This is a genomic window from Promicromonospora sp. Populi, assembly GCF_041081105.1.
GTDB lineage: Bacteria > Actinomycetota > Actinomycetes > Actinomycetales > Cellulomonadaceae > Promicromonospora.
The window spans coordinates 371,657-387,058 of record NZ_CP163528.1; the positions used below are offsets into that span (position 1 = coordinate 371,657).

The 15,402-nt window shown below is 69.6% G+C and carries 11 protein-coding genes; 9 read left to right on the plus strand and 2 right to left on the minus strand.

Features of this window, described 5'->3' with window-relative positions; translation table 11 throughout:
• The first annotated feature begins 47 nt into the window (after positions 1–47).
• The 9 genes from AB1046_RS01600 to AB1046_RS01640 all read left to right on the plus strand — a co-directional run bounded on the left by AB1046_RS01600 (position 48) and on the right by AB1046_RS01640 (position 9,178).
• Positions 48–518 (plus strand): cell division protein SepF, encoded by a 471-nt coding sequence (locus tag AB1046_RS01600; protein ID WP_369372036.1) that lies wholly within the window; start codon positions 48–50, stop codon positions 516–518.
• Positions 519–648: 130 nt separating this feature from the next.
• Complete coding sequence (locus tag AB1046_RS01605) at positions 649–936, plus strand: YggT family protein (RefSeq protein WP_369372037.1); 288 nt, start codon at positions 649–651, stop codon at positions 934–936.
• A gap of 266 nt (positions 937–1,202) precedes the next feature.
• A complete protein-coding gene (locus tag AB1046_RS01610; RefSeq protein WP_369372038.1) occupies positions 1,203–1,844 on the plus strand; it encodes a DivIVA domain-containing protein in 642 nt (213 codons plus the stop codon).
• A 175-nt stretch (positions 1,845–2,019) separates the two neighbouring features.
• Entirely contained in the window at positions 2,020–2,487 is a 468-nt protein-coding gene (locus AB1046_RS01615) for a TraR/DksA family transcriptional regulator (RefSeq protein WP_369372039.1), read from the plus strand.
• Positions 2,488–2,788: 301 nt separating this feature from the next.
• Positions 2,789–3,292: a hypothetical protein gene (locus tag AB1046_RS01620; protein WP_369372040.1), complete on the plus strand. Its 504-nt coding sequence runs from the start codon at positions 2,789–2,791 to the stop codon at positions 3,290–3,292.
• A 195-nt stretch (positions 3,293–3,487) separates the two neighbouring features.
• Entirely contained in the window at positions 3,488–4,105 is a 618-nt protein-coding gene (locus AB1046_RS01625) for a signal peptidase II (protein ID WP_369372041.1), read from the plus strand.
• Positions 4,105–5,034 (plus strand): RluA family pseudouridine synthase, encoded by a 930-nt coding sequence (locus tag AB1046_RS01630; RefSeq protein WP_369372042.1) that lies wholly within the window; start codon positions 4,105–4,107, stop codon positions 5,032–5,034. The genes AB1046_RS01625 and AB1046_RS01630 overlap by 1 nt, the downstream gene beginning before the upstream one ends.
• A 62-nt stretch (positions 5,035–5,096) precedes the next feature.
• Positions 5,097–8,648 (plus strand): DNA polymerase III subunit alpha, encoded by a 3,552-nt coding sequence (dnaE, locus tag AB1046_RS01635; protein ID WP_369372043.1) that lies wholly within the window; start codon positions 5,097–5,099, stop codon positions 8,646–8,648.
• Positions 8,645–9,178, plus strand: coding sequence for an NUDIX domain-containing protein (locus AB1046_RS01640; RefSeq protein WP_369372044.1), 534 nt, complete (start codon positions 8,645–8,647; stop codon positions 9,176–9,178). The genes dnaE and AB1046_RS01640 overlap by 4 nt, the downstream gene beginning before the upstream one ends.
• Before the next feature lie 146 nt (positions 9,179–9,324).
• Here AB1046_RS01640 and AB1046_RS01645 read toward each other — a convergent pair whose 3' ends face one another.
• Together AB1046_RS01645 and hisD are read right to left on the minus strand one after the other, a co-directional pair.
• Complete coding sequence (locus tag AB1046_RS01645) at positions 9,325–13,857, minus strand: S8 family serine peptidase (protein ID WP_369372045.1); 4,533 nt, start codon at positions 13,855–13,857, stop codon at positions 9,325–9,327.
• Positions 13,858–14,056: 199 nt separating this feature from the next.
• Positions 14,057–15,382, minus strand: a complete 1,326-nt coding sequence (gene hisD / locus AB1046_RS01650) for a histidinol dehydrogenase (RefSeq protein WP_369372046.1) — start codon at positions 15,380–15,382, stop codon at positions 14,057–14,059.
• Positions 15,383–15,402: the final 20 nt, after the last annotated feature.

Here is a 15,402-nt window from a genome sequence, read left to right on the forward strand (position 1 = left end):
GACACCGACAGAAGGACGCACAGCAGGCGACGAACGGAGAAAGAGCGATGGCCGGAGCACTTCGCAAGACCATGCTGTATCTGGGCCTCGCCGACGATCAGGGCGAGCAGGAGTACCTCGACGACTACGACGAGGGCCTGGAGGAAAACGTGGAGGATCACCGGCACGCACAGGTCACGCCGCTGCACCGCGACGGTGTGCCGCGTGAGGCCATGTCCTCCTCGGAGCTGCGCCGCATCACGACGGTGCACCCCCGGTCGTACAACGATGCCCGGAGCATCGGCGAGGCCTTCCGCGCCGGAACTCCGGTCATCATGAACCTCTCCGACATGGACGACGCCGACGCCAAGCGCCTGGTCGACTTCTCCGCCGGCCTGATCTTCGGTCTGCACGGCTCGATCGAGCGGGTGACCAACAAGGTCTTCCTGCTCTCGCCCGAGCACGTGGAGATCTCGGCTGAGGAGCAGAGGCCCATCGAGAAGCCGAACGGACGCGGCGGCTTCTACAACCAGAGCTGATCCCTACGAGACCATGGGTGAGGGGCGGCCGCAGCAGCGGTCGTCCCTCACCCATGTCCGTCTCCGTGGTCTGCCTCTGTGCGGGTTCACCACTGGCAGTTCACGCGAATCCCGGCCCGGACAGGTTAGGTTGTCCCTTGTGATCTGGGACTTCATCGGCTTCGTGCTGTGGCTCTTCCTGCTGTTTCTCATCGGACGGCTGATCTTCGACTGGGTGCAGTTCTTTGCCCGGGACTGGCGGCCGCGTGGTGTGCTGCTTGTGATCGCGGAGGCGATCTACACGGTCACCGACCCGCCGCTGCGGTTCCTGCGCCGCCTGATCCCGCCGCTGCGGCTTGGCCAGGTACAGCTGGACCTGGCGTTCATCATCCTGTTCTTCGGCGTCTCGCTGCTCTCTACGGTCATCAGCGGTCTCTAGTGATGACCGGGCGCGTGGGGAACTTGTGCCGGTTCGTGAAGGGCTCGGTCGGTGCGAGCCGGCAGTGCCCCTGGAATCATTGACCAGCGCATGGATACGGCCTGGGGTGACACGGCACACTCTGTGAGGAAATCGTGCCCGGGTATGCTCCCGGTGTCCCGCGCCGATGTCGTCCGCTACCGTGGGCTCAGACGGAGGGCGCGCGGCTGGGCAGCTCCGACGTCCGAGTTCCGCGTTCCTAACGTTCTAACTTTCGAGGTGACACGATGGCACTGCTTACTGCAGAGGACATCCTCAACAAGAAGTTCTCCGCGACGAAGTTCCGCGAGGGCTACGACGTCGAGGAGGTCGACGACTTCCTCGACGAGGTCGTGCGGACCCTGACCAACGTCCAGGAGGAGAACGAAGGCCTCCGGCAGAAGGTGGCCGCCGCTGAGCGACGGATCGCCGAGCTGTCACGCAACGACGCCTCGGCTCCCGCCCGTGCGCAGGCCGCTCCGGTCGCGGCGCCGGTCATGCCGTCAGGCCCCGTGGGCCCCAAGGGCAACGGCCCGGAGCCGGAGTCGGCGACAGGGATGCTCCAGCTGGCGCAGAAGCTGCACGACGACTACGTGCGCTCGGGCCAGGAAGAGGGCGACCGGCTCATCACGGAGGCCAAGTCCGAGGGTGCGCGCATCGTGCGCGACGCCGAGGAGACCTCGCACCGCACGCTTTCCCAGCTCGAGCAGGAGCGTTCGCTGCTGGAGCGCAAGATCGACGAGCTGCGTCTCTTCGAGCGCGACTACCGCACACGTCTGAAGAGCTTCCTGCAGAACCTGCTCGGCGACCTCGACTCGCGCGGCTCGGCACTGCCGCCGCGCAACAACCAGCAGTCCGGCCGACCGGCCGAGATGGCCCAGGGCATCTGACAAGAGCAGCTCGTCGAGCACGGCGGCCGGGTGTCCCCACCTCACACCAGGCGGCCGAGCGCGACACGCCCACACGATTGGGGCACGCCACACCGGCGTGCCCCGTTGTGCGTTTGGCTGCTTGTGCTTACGCTTCGTGCACTTGACCACCGGGGGCGACCGTGAAGGGGAACCCATGACCAAGATCTCGACCGCGACGAGAGCCGCGATCAAGCAAGAGTTCCCGAACCTGACGCGCGACGTGAAGAAGTTCCCCGTCCGTGACGGTGAAGAACCTTGGACCCCGCGTGAGGCGGAAGAGCTGGCCGCGCTGCTGCTCGACGACAAGGAGCGGCTGGAGCGAGAGCTGCTCATCGCCGACAAGGAGCTGTCCGAGCTGTTGCGCAGCTCGGGCGACGGCGCGGGCGACGACCCGGCCGACTACGGTTCGAGCGCACTGGAGCGCGAACAGGAGCTCACGCTCGTCAACAACATGCGTGACCTCCTGGACCAGACGAACCACGCCCTGGAGCGCATCCGGAAGGGCACGTACGCCACGTGCGAGGTCTCTGACCTGCCCATCGGCAAGGCGCGGCTCCAGGCGTTCCCCCGGGCCACGCTGTCCGTCGAGGCCAAGGCCCGCGAGGAGCGCCGCGGGGCCTGAGTGACCCCGCGCGGCGCTGGCGCCGCGCGGGATCCCGAACCGGATATCAACGCTGTGATGTCTGAGTTACGGGTATTCCTGGTGCATTGCCGCGGAGTTCGATCCTGGAATGTCGTTTTTGATTCCACTCCCACCATGTGCGCCGCATCACGTTCCGATTGACAGGGTCAATTTCACCCCGGATGCTCGTCGAGTTGAACCACACACGTGTGGTTCGGCGCTATTCTGACGGAGCTATTCTAGGGGGAAAACAATGATCCGAGGATTCCGTGCAACCTGTCGTGCCGGCGCTGCTGTGGCCATGACGGCCGGGCTGGTCGTCGCCGCGGCAACGGGTGCGAGCGCGTCGGTGCTGTCCGAGGGCGACTCGCCCGCAGAGCGCGTGATCAGCGCGACCGAGACCAGCGATGTGCTTGGCGGGATCGAGGGTGCGGTCGGCGTCGTCGGTGCCGACGGTGCGTTCGACGTGCTCGGTGCCACCACGGGTGCAGAGCTCCCCACGGAGGGCCTGGCGGTCCCCGAGGAGGTCGCCACGACCGGTGACGTCGTCTCTTACGACGAGGACGGCCAGTTCAACGTGCTGAACAACGTCTGTGTCGCTCCCTGGTACTGGGAGGGTCCGGGCAACGTCGGCAGCGTCGGCAACGTGACCGACTACAAGGCGTGCAACACCGGTGACACCGAGCTGGGTGGCGAGGGTTCGGTCAACATCGCCAACAACCTGTGCGTCGCCCCGTGGTACTGGGACGGCCCGCTCAACCTGTTCAGCAAGGCAAACGTGACCAAGTACGCGGCCTGCAACTGACGTTTACGTCAATTGACTCTCGCCGTGCGGTGACACGGCGGTAGTGCTGCGCCAGGTGAGGCCCTTTCCCGGATCAACGGGAAAGGGCCTCACTGCTTTGCGCTCCGCGCCATTATCGGCTTTTGATGCACATTCCGGCGAGCTTCGGGACGGCGCGGGCCTGGCACCCGCCCGCGGCATGGGACACTTTCGTTGATGTCTACTCCCGCTGAACCCTCCGCCGTGGCCGGCGACACGGAGCCCGCAGCCACGCCCCCGTCGTCGGGCAGCCGTGTGCTCATCGTCTGGACCGTCGCGCTCGCGGCCGTCGTCCTGGCCGCCGACCAGCTGACCAAGTGGTGGGCCGAGTCCGCCCTGGTCGAGAACGCCCAGACGATCCCGCTCGTAGGTGACCTGCTCGGGCTGCGCCTGATCTACAACCCGGGTGCCGCGCTGTCGATCGCCTCGGGCATGACCTGGCTCCTGACCATCGTCGTGGTCGTCGTTGTGGTGTTCATCATCCGGGCGATCGGCCGCATCGGGTCGCGGGGCTGGGCGGTCGCGCTCGGCCTGCTGCTCGGCGGCGCCGTCGGTAACCTGATCGACCGCCTGGCACGGGAGCCCGGGTTCGCCCGCGGCCACGTCGTGGACTTCATCGACTACGCGGGCTTCTTCGTCGGCAACGTGGCCGACATCGCCGTCGTCGCTGCCGCCGTGCTCATCGCGCTGCTGTCGCTGCGGGGGATCGGCCTCGACGGCAAGCGGCACACGGACGCTGAGCCTGATTCCGAGCCGGATGACCAACCGGATGCTGCGAAGGGCGACCCTGCCTGATGGCGCTGCGGACGCTGCCCGTCCCTGACGGGCTCGCGGGCGACCGGGTCGACGCCGCCCTGGCCCGCATGCTCGGCCTCTCGCGGACCCGTGCGGCGGAGCTCGCGGAGGCGGGCGCCGTGAGCCTCGACGGGCGCCAGGTGGGCAAGTCCGACCGTGTGGTGCCTGGCGGCTGGCTCGAGGTGGACCTCCCGGAGGAGCGCCCCGCCGTCGAGGTGGTGGCGGAGCCCGTGCCGGGCATGGGCATCGTGTACGACGACGACGACCTCGTGGTGATCGACAAGCCGGTCGGTGTAGCCGCGCACCCGTCGCCGGGCTGGACCGGTCCCACGGTCGTGGGGGCACTGGTCGCGGCGGGGTATCGCGTCTCCACGTCGGGCGCGGCGGAGCGGCAGGGCATCGTGCACCGGCTCGACGTCGGGACGTCCGGCCTGATGGTGGTCGCCAAGTCGGAGCTCGCCTATACGGGCCTCAAGCGCGCCTTCAAGGAGCGCACCGTCGACAAGATCTATCACGCGCTCGCGCAGGGCCACCCGGACCCGACGTCGGGCACCATCAACGCGCCCATCGGACGGCACCCCAGCTCGGACTGGAAGTTCGCGGTGACCGCGGACGGCAAACCGTCGGTGACGCACTACGAGACCCTTGAGATGCTGTCGGCGGCGTCGCTGATGGAGGTGCACCTGGAGACCGGTCGCACCCATCAGATCCGGGTGCACTTCGCGGCGCTGCGCCACCCGCTCGTCGGCGACCTGACCTATGGCGCGGACCCCGTGCTGGCCTCCAAGGTGGGGCTGACGCGGCAGTGGTTGCATGCCCACCGGCTCGGTTTTGAGCATCCGGTCACGGGGCGGCGGGTCGAGGTGGAGTCGGCGTATCCGGCCGATCTGGAGGCTGCGCTCGAGGTCGTGCGGGGCGCGTACAGGTGATGTGAGGTTCCGCTCGGCGTTCCTCCGAGCCGGGTGTCGGTGGGTCGATCTAGACTCGCCGCATGCCCTCCGCTGCCGCTGAGAAGTCCGCCGACTTCGTCCACCTCCACGTCCACACCGAGTACTCCATGCTGGACGGTGCGGCGCGGATCGGGGACCTGTTCGAGGAGGTCAACCGGCTCGGGCAGAAGGCGATCGCGACCACCGACCACGGCTACATCTTCGGTGCGTTCGACTTCTGGTCCAAGGCGAAGGCGGCCGGGGTCAAGCCGATCATCGGCGTCGAGGCGTACATCACGCCGGGCACGAGCCGGTTCGACCAGAAGCGCGTCCGGTTCGGCCAGCAGGGCCAGGAGGCGGACGACGTCTCGGCGCGCGGTGCCTACACCCACATGACGCTGCTGGCCCGCAACAACGAGGGCATGCACAACCTGTTCCGGGCGAGCTCGCTGGCCTCCCTCGAGGGGCAGATGGGCAAGTGGCCGCGCATGGACCGCGACCTGCTGGAGCGGTACAGCGCGGGGATGACGGCGACCTCGGGCTGCCCGTCGAGCGAGATCCAGACGCGGCTCCGGCTGGGCCAGTGGGACGAGGCGGTCCGGACCGCCGGCGAGCTGCAGGACATCTACGGCAAGGAGCACTTCTTCGTCGAGCTGATGGACCACGGGCTGGAGATCGAGACCCGGGTGACCAAGCAGCTTCTCGAGCTGAGCAAGACGATCGGCGCGCGGCTGGTCGCCACCAACGACCTGCACTACGTCCGCGAGGAGGACTCGGCCAGCCAGGAGGCCCTGCTCGCGATCAACTCGGGCTCCACGCTGGACGACCCGAACCGGTTCAAGTTCGACGGCACCGGCTACTACGTGAAGTCGGCCGCCGAGATGCGGAAGATCTTCAAGGAGCTGCCCGAGGCCTGCGACAACACCCTGCTCATCGCCGAGCAGTGCGACGTCTCGTTCGACACCTCGGCCAACTACATGCCGCGCTTCCCCGTCCCGGCGGGGGAGGACGAGACGAGCTGGTTCATCAAGGAGGTCGAGAAAGGCCTCCACTACCGGTACCCCGGCGGCATCCCGGCCGACGTTCGCGAGCGGGCCGACTACGAGGTCGGGGTCATCGTCCAGATGGGCTTCCCCGGTTACTTCCTCGTGGTCGCCGACTTCATCAACTGGGCCAAGGACAACGGGATCCGCGTCGGGCCGGGCCGTGGCTCCGGTGCCGGCTCCATGGCCGCATACGCGATGCGGATCACGGACCTCGACCCCATCCCGCACGGCCTGATCTTCGAACGGTTCCTCAACCCGGACCGGGTGTCCATGCCCGACTTCGACATCGACTTCGACGAGCGTCGGCGCGGGGAAGTCATCCGGTACGTCACGGAGAAGTACGGCGAGGACCGGGTCGCGCAGATCGTCACCTACGGGACCATCAAGGCCAAGCAGGCGCTGAAGGACTCCGCCCGCCTGCTCGGCATGCCGTACGCCATGGGGGAGAAGCTCACCAAGGCGATGCCGCCCGCGATCATGGGCAAGGACATCTCCCTGGGCGGCATCTTCGACCCCACTGACAAGCGGTACTCGGAGGCCGGCGAGTTCCGCCAGGTGCACGACACCGACCCCGAGGCGCAGCGCGTGGTCGAGCTCGCCCGGGGCATCGAGGGCCTGAAGCGGCAGTGGGGTGTGCACGCCGCCGGCGTCATCATGTCGAGCGACCCGCTGATCGACATCATCCCGATCATGCGCCGCCCGCAGGACGGCGCGGTCATCACGCAGTTCGACTACCCGACGTCCGAGGGCCTCGGCCTGATCAAGATGGACTTCCTCGGCCTGCGCAACCTCACGATCCTCGACGACGCGCTCGAGAACATCGTGAACAACGGCAAGCCGCCGCTCGACATCGAGGCGCTCGAGCTGACGGACACCGCCACGTACGAGCTCCTCGCGCGCGGCGACACGCTGGGTGTGTTCCAGCTCGACGGCGGACCCATGCGCTCGCTCCTGCGGCTCATGAAGCCCGACAACTTCGAGGACATCTCCGCCGTCCTCGCCCTGTACCGCCCGGGTCCGATGGGCGTGAACTCGCACACGAACTACGCCCTGCGCAAGAACAAGCAGCAGGAGATCACGCCGATCCACCAGCAGCTCGAAGAGCCGCTCGGGGAGATCCTGGACGGCACCTACGGCCTGATCGTCTACCAGGAGCAGGTGATGGCGGTCGCGCAGAAGGTCGCCGGCTACACGCTCGGCGAGGCCGACCTGCTGCGTCGGGCCATGGGCAAGAAGAAGCGCTCCGAGCTGGAGAAGCAGCAGGAGAAGTTCTTCGGCGGCATGACGGAGCGCGGCTTCTCGAAGGAGGCCCAGCAGACGCTGTGGAACGTCCTCGAGTCGTTCGCCGACTACGCCTTCAACAAGGCGCACACCGCCGCCTACGGGCTGGTGTCCTACTGGACCGGCTACCTCAAGGCGCACTACCGCACCGAGTACATGGCCGCGCTGCTGACGAGCGTCAAGGACGACAAGGACAAGTCGGCCCTGTACCTCAACGAGTGCCGTCGTATGGGCATCACGGTGCTCCCGCCGGACGTCAACGAGTCGCTGGCGAACTTCGCTGCCGTCGGCAAGGACATCCGGTTCGGCCTCACGGCGATCCGGAACGTCGGCGCCAACGTGGTGGTCGCGATCATCGCCGCCCGGGAGGAGAAGGGCGCGTTCACGTCCTTCCAGGACTTCCTCGACAAGGTGCCCGCCGTGGTCTGCAACAAGCGCACCATCGAGTCCCTGATCAAGGCCGGTGCGTTCGACTCGCTGGGGCACACTCGGCGCTCGCTGCTGGTCGTCCACGAGCAGGCGGTGGACTCCGTGATCAGCGTGAAGCGCAAGGAGGCCGAGGGGCAGTTCGACCTGTTCGCCGACTTCGGTGGTGCGGACGAGGACGAGGCGGGCATGGGCTTCTCCGTGGACATCCCGGACCTGCCCGACTGGGAGAAGAAGCAGAAGCTCCAGTTCGAGCGCGAGATGCTCGGCCTGTACGTGAGCGACCACCCGCTGTCCGGCCTGGAGCACGTGCTGCAGCGGGCCGCCGACACGTCGATAGCCGCCCTGATGGCTGACGAGTCCCGCCCCGACGGCTCGACGGTGGCCGTGGCCGGCCTGCTCACCTCGGTGCAGCGCAAGATGAGCAAGAACGGCAACCCGTGGGCGGCCGTGACGGTCGAGGACCTGGAGGGCGCCGTCGAGGTCATGTTCTTCGGTGAGACCTACCTCGCGTACTCGACGATGCTCGCCGAGGACCAGGTGGTGGTGCTGCGGGGCAGGGTGCGGCGCCGCGACGACACCATGCAGCTGCAGGCCATGGAGGTGGCCCTGCCGGACATCACGGTGGGCTCCGACTCCCCGCTGGCCGTGACCGTGCCGCACACCCGGGCGATCGAGGCGACCATGGTGCGCCTGCGGGAGGTGCTGGCCACGCACCCAGGGTCGGCGGAGGTCCACGTCGCTGTGGCCGAGCCCGGCAAGCGGACGGTGGTGAGGGCCGCGGACAGCCTGCGCGTGGAGAAGTCGCCGGCGCTGTTCGGCGACCTCAAGGCGCTCCTGGGGCAGGGCTGCCTGTCGTGACCGAGGTTGGAGGTGCTGGGTCCGGGCCGGCGGCCGAGACCGATCGCTACCGGGAGGGCGACCATGAGCGCTTCTCCCTCGTGCCGGCCGCGTACCTGTTCCTCCGGCGCGAGGGCCAGGTGCTGCTCCAGCTACGGCAGGGCACCGGCTATCGCGACGGGTACTGGGCCTGCGCGGCCGCCGGTCACGTCGAGGAGGGCGAGTCGGTGCTCGACGCTGCGGTGCGCGAGGCCCACGAGGAGCTCGGCGTGGTCGTGGCACGTGACGACATCCGGCCGCTGACGGTCCTGCACCGCGGCGAACCGGGCGGGCCCGCCGTCGAGCAGCGTGTCGACTTCATGTTCGAGGTCACCCGCTGGACGGGGACGCCGTCGATCCAGGAGCCCGAGAAGGCCGCCGACCTGGCCTGGTTCCCGTTCGTCGCGCTCCCGGAACCGCTGGTGCCGCACGAGGCGGCAGTGCTGCGCGCGATGCACGACGGCGGGCGCCACGGCACCGAGATGCCGCGCGTCCTGACGTTCGGGTTCTGACCCTCGAACGCGCTGGCCCCTCGGGCGCGCCCACCGCGACCAGGCTGGCCCCGCCATGGCCCGCCCCCAACACGACAGCGGCGCCAACACGACAGCGGCGCCGCCCCACTCGGGAGCGGCGCCGCTGTTGTCAGGCGGTCAGTGCGTCACAGGTTCTTGCACTGGCCGAGCTCCCTCCCGCGGGTCGTGTTGGGCGACCCGTTGTTGGTGGGCGCCGGGTCGTTGCTGAGGCAGGTGAGCACCCCGGTGATCCGGTTGCCCCCGATCACCGGACCCTCCGACCGGGTCACGGTGACCGGTCCGGTGATCTGGTTGCCGGCGCAGTCCGCCGCCGGGTCACCGATCGTGACCCCCGAGCTCCGGTTCACGGTCAGAGTGCCGGTGATGCGTGTGTCGCACACCCGGACCTCTGTCGCGTCGGTTGCCCGGACCAGGGCCGTGATCCGCGAGTCGGTCACGCGTAGCCCCGCGCCGTCGGACACGGTGACCTGGCCCACCACGGTGGCGCCGTCGATGCACGTGGTGCCTTCATCGACGGTGATCCGGCCGTTCTGCCGGCCGGTCAGCACCTCGTCACACGGGGCCAGGCCCGTCACGGCGACGTCGGCCGACGTGACCGCGGGCGCGTCGAACGGGTCATCCGTGACGTGCTCGGCGGAGTTGGTGTACGTGCCGGTGATGGCATCCGGATCCACCGTGACCTCGTACGACAGCTCGGCCGGCTCGAAGCTCGGGGGCACGTAGTCGAGGCAGATGCTGCCGCCCTCGGTCAGGGTGAGTGACGGGTCGCCCGCGTTCACGACGGCGGTGCCGGCCGTGCCCACGAGGTTTTCGATCCCGACGGTGGCCACCTCCGGCAGCGCCCCGAGGTCGCCGTACTCGAACGTGATCTCCGGCCGGTTGTCGGCCACCGAGTTGTAGACCCAGGCCTGGAACGTGCCTACGGAGTTGGACAGGTCGGTCGGGTCACCGCCGAAGACGAACGGGTCGTCCCACTGGATCACCGCCACCTGGCCGCCAGAGGTGGCCAGCCGCACGCCGCGGTTGTTCGCCAGCGAAAGCTCCAGGTCGGACCAGAGCGGGGCGATGACGCCGTTCGGCACCTCCACGTTGGGCACCTCCTGCGGGGTCCACGGCTCGCCGGCGTAGCCACCGGCGATGGTGATCAGACCGTCGTCGGACACGGTGAGGTTCGGCGACTGGTCCGCGTAGTGCGGGAACGGGCCGATGTTCGCGAACGCGTTGATGGCGGCACTGTCGCCATCGAGCGGGCTGAAGCCGATACCGACCGAACCCAGGTCGAGGAACCCGGCCCAGGCCGCGCACTGCGGATCATCCGCAGGCGTAGACGCCTCGTAGGCGCCTACCGCGCCCACCTGCGTGGGCATGTCGACCTCCCACGTGATGGTCTGCCCGTCGACGACGCCGCCGGCGGTCACCGAGGCCGGGTCGATGGTGAGCCCGTCGGGCACCGTGTCGGTGACGGTGTAGGTGCGGTCCTCCGGGGTCACGTTGGGTGCGACGGTGATGTCGTACCCGATCGTGTCGCCGATGGCGGCCGACTCAACGGATGCCGTCTTGGTCACGTCGTCGGCGACGCGCGACAGGCGGACCGGGATCTCGCCGATGTCGCCCGGGGTGTCCGGCGAGCTGCCGAGCACCGCGGTGCCGAAGTACAGGTCACCCGCGGCGGCGTCGGGCAGGTCCCAGTGCACCCGCACGTCGTACGGGTCGCCCACCGGCACCTCGCCATCCGGCCCGGCTACACCGGCATTGCCGGAGTCCGAGGAGGGGACGACGGCGGTAGCGAGCGTGTGCGCGTCCGGCTGGTTGGCGCTCCCGCCCCAGTTCTGGACCACCACCCACCAGGTCCCGGCCTCCGGGTCGGGAATGTCGCAGGACTCGGCCGCGGACGACGTCGCCGACGCGCAGACCTCCGTCGCGGCGCTCGGTGTGTCGCCGGTGCCCACGAACATGTCGAGGTCCGGCGCCTCGGCGGCGGTGATCTCGGCTACGAGCCGCGCCGCGTCGGCGGGCACCTCCAGGGTGGTGACCTGGACCTGGCTCAGGTCGTCGTACGGCGACGTGTTGGTCGGGTCCTGGCTGAGGGAGCCCTCGTGGAGGTCGGCCTTGGCCAGGCCGCGCACCGAACCGGTGAAGTCGCTCACCGCGATGGACCGCAGGTCGGTCACGGCCTGCGAGCCGGTGTTCCGGCGCGTGGTGATGTCGATCTCGTCCGGCAGGATCGCCCCGGACGGGACGACGGCGACCGGCAGGGTCACCGTCGGGACGTCCTCGTTGCTCGGGGTGAGCGTGATCCGCCCGAACAGGGTCTCGCCGTCGGGTGCACCCTCGACGTCAGCGGTGACCGAGATGCCGAGGTCGTCGCCAGGCGACACGGTCGCCTGCGACAGGTCCACGGACAGTGTGAGACCAGAGTCGGAGACGGCGCTCGCCGTCCACGTGACGTCGGCCGGAGCGGAGGCCGGCGCCTGAGCGGTGCGCTCCCACGAGCAGCTTGCCAGGCACTGGGTGTCGGCGAAGGACGCCAGGTTGAGCGTCTTGGGGTCGCCGCCCTCCTCCGGGTTTGCGGCCAGGTAGTTCGCGCCGGTCTCGTCGAACAGCAGGCCCGCCCGTGCGGCAGCCCCGATGTCGATGTGTCCGCTGCCCTGCTCGTACGGGGTGGCGGGCGTGCCGTCGTGGTTGAGCACGCTGGTGCGCGCGGTGGTCATGAGCGCCGACTGCTGCTGCGCCGGGGTCCAGGTCGGACGGGCCTGCGTGAGCAGGGCGCCGGCGCCGGCCACGTGCGGGCTGGACATCGAGGTGCCCGAGATGATGCCGTACTGGACGTGGTCGTACGCGCCGTCGGCCACGCCGTTCGCGGCGAGGATGTCGACGCCGGGCGCGGTGATGGAGGGCACGATCGTCTCCACGGCCCGGTTGGGTCCGCGCGAGGAGAAGCTGGCCATCGTGTCGCCGAGCGTGTCGTCGATGGTGAAGTTGGTGCCCGAGATGGCGCCGGAGTGCCCGGTGCCCTCGGCCAGCCAGGCGCGCAGCGTCTCGCCGTCGGCGTAGGAGATCGCGACGCCGGGGAGGGCGAACGCGTCACCGAGCAGGGAGCCGGCGTTGACCTCGTCGTTCGTCAGCACAAAGCCGGTGGCGCCCTGCGCCGCGACGTTGGACGACTTCTCCACGCGGCCGTTGCCGCCGCCACGGGTGCAGACCACGATCTTGCCGGCGTAGTCCGCCTCGTGGCCCGTGGTCGTGGTGCAGTACGGGTCGCCCACGGAGCCCGCGTCGATGATCGCGGTGACGGGCAGGGACCCGGTCAGGGACTTGCCGGTCAGGTTCGGCAGGCTGCCCGCGCTGCTGGTCAGGTCGATGAGGGAGTTCAGCGCATGCCGGTTGTGCGTCGAGGCGCCCACCGAGGTGAGCCACGGTGCGTCGGCCGGGGAGCCGGTTGTGGCGAACCCGGGGCCGTCGTTGCCGTTCGAGGTCGCCACGAAGATGCCCGCGGCGCGCGCGTTGAGGAACCCGATCGCGTCGAAGTCGTTCCACAGGTCAGACGGTGAGGGCGAGCCGATCGAGTAGTTGATGACATCGACGCCGTCGGCGATGGCCTGGTCGATCGACGCCGTCAGGCCGGCGCTGGTGCAGCAGCCCCGGTAGCTGATGACGTTCGCGTGCGGGGCGACGCCGGAGATGTCGAACGTCGGCAGGGTCGTGCCCGGGGAAGCGGTCGGGGTCACGTCGTCGACGACGTTGCCGCCCGAGGTCGAGGCCGTGTGCGAGCCGTGCCCGTTCTCGTCCAGGGCGCTGCGGTCCTCGGCGGTGAGGAACCCGTAGGCGCCGATCAGCTTGCCGTTACAAGGGAAGTCGGGGTCGTACTGGTCGGTGTTCGCCGGGTCGCACACCCCCAGGTAGTTGCCCGCGCCCAGCGGGTTGGTGTGCGTGTAGCCGTCGTCACCGGTCTCGGCGAACGAGGGGCTGCTCGGGTGGATACCGGTGTCGATGGTGCCGATGACGACGCCCTCACCCTGGTAGTCCTCGGGCAGGCCCAGCTCCTCGACGGCGTTCCACAGCGCGTCCGCGTTGCTCCAGACCGGGCCCGCGTCCGTGTGCAGCACGTGCTCCTTGTCGAGCGCGATGTGCGCGACGGCGGGGTCCTGCGCGATCTCTGCCGCTTCCTCGGGCGTCAGGACGGCGGAGAGGCCGTTGACGGCGTACTGGTAGGTGAACGGCACCTCGACGTCGTGCCCTACCGTGCGTTCCATGCGGGTGACGAAGTCGTCCTGCTCCGCCTCCAGGAACTCGGTGTACTCGCGCACCCGGGGCGCGGACGGGTCGAGCGTCCGGCCGGCCCGGGGGGTGGTGGCGTCCAGCCCGGCGACGCCGCCGGTGTAGGTCGGCACCGCTGCCTCGGACAGGCGGATCAGGTAGGTGCGTTCCGCGGTGCCGCGGCCCAGGGCCAGCTTCTGCACGGCGGGCTCGCGCTCGACACCGGGCTGCGGGGTCGTCTCGGCCGGTACGAGGTCCTCGGCGAGGAGGTCACGCGGGTCGGTCTTGTCCGCCGTCGGCGGGGCGAAGGGGGTGATCGCGGCCGCGGTCGGCGCGAACGCCGCCGCTAAGGCCGTGACCGCCGCTATGGCGAGCAGGGGCGTTCTGGACCGGTGTGACATCTACGGCTCCCTTGGTGTGGCAGCGATGGCGATGAAACGAGCTGGTGCTCGTCATTCCTCGCGTACGGGGGAGGTCGTGTCAATGCTTATGCACCCGATTCACCCGGGTAACGTCCAGGCAGCCAGCAGGGTGCGGGCGTAATTTTTGCGGCGCAATGCCCGGTTTGGGCGCAAAGATCGCGCCCACAACAAGAAGCGGTCAGTGGAAGCGGCCGCGCACTGCCTCGCCGTGGGCCGGGAGGTCCTCGTCGTTGGCGACCGCGACTATGCGGTCGGCGAGCTCGCCGAGGGCGTCGCGCGTGTACTCGATCTGCTGCACCGACTTCAGGAAGCTGTGCACGCCCAGCCCGCTCGCGAAGTGCGCGGTGCCGCCCGTGGGCAGCACGTGGTTGGACCCGGCCATGTAGTCGCCCAGCGACACCGGCGACCACGGGCCCACGAAGATCGCGCCCGCGCTGTGCACGCGCGCGGCGACCGCCTCGGCGTCGGCGGTCTGGATCTCGAGGTGCTCCGCGCCGTAGGCGTTGACGACGGCGAGCCCGGCGTCGACGTCGTCCACCAGGACGATCGCGGACTGCGGGCCGTCCAGCGCGCGTGCGACACGCGTCGCGTGCTTGGTGGCGGAGGCCAGGTCCATGGCCCGGGCCTCGACCGCGGCAGCCAGCTCTACCGAGTCGGTGACCAGCACGGACGCCGCCATCGGGTCGTGCTCCGCCTGGCTGATCAGGTCGAGGGCCACGTGCCCGGCGTCGGCGGTGCCGTCGGCGAGGACGGCGATCTCGGTGGGCCCGGCCTCGGCATCGATGCCGACGACGCCGCGCACGAGCCGCTTCGCCGCGGCCACGTACACGTTGCCGGGGCCGGTGATGACGTCGACGGGCTCACACAGGGTGTCGCCGTCCTGGGGCTCGCTGCCGGCCGCCCCGAAGGCGAACATCGCGACGGCCTGTGCGCCGCCCACGGCGTAGACCTCCTCGACGCCGAGCAGCGCGCACGCCGCGAGGATGGTCGGGTGCGGCAGGCCGCCGTTGTCCTTCTGCGGCGGGGACGCCACGGCCAGGCCGGGTACACCTGCCTCCTGCGCCGCGACGACGTTCATCACCACGGATGACGGGTAGACCGCCAGCCCTCCCGGTGCGTACAGGCCGACCCGCTGGACCGGGATCCAGCGCTGGCGCACGACGGCGCCCGGCGCGAGCTCGGTCACGTGGTCGGCCGGCAGCTGCGCGGCGTGCACCCGGCGGACTCGGCGGATCGCCTCCTCCAGGCCCTCGCGCACGAGCGGGGTCAGGCTGTCGAGCGCGTCGGTCAGGGACTCGGCCGGGACCCGCAGGTGCTCGGGCGCGATCCCGTCGAACCGCAGCGCGATCTCGCGCAGCGCGGCCGCACCGCCCTCGCGGACCTGGCGCAGCAGCGGCTCGACCGTCAGGACCGCCTCGTTGACGCCGACCTCGGCACGGGGCAGGACGTCGAGGAGGTCGCGGCGGCCCAGGGACCGGCCACGCAGGTCGATGCGTTGGATCACCGGGCCAGTCTATTGCGGAC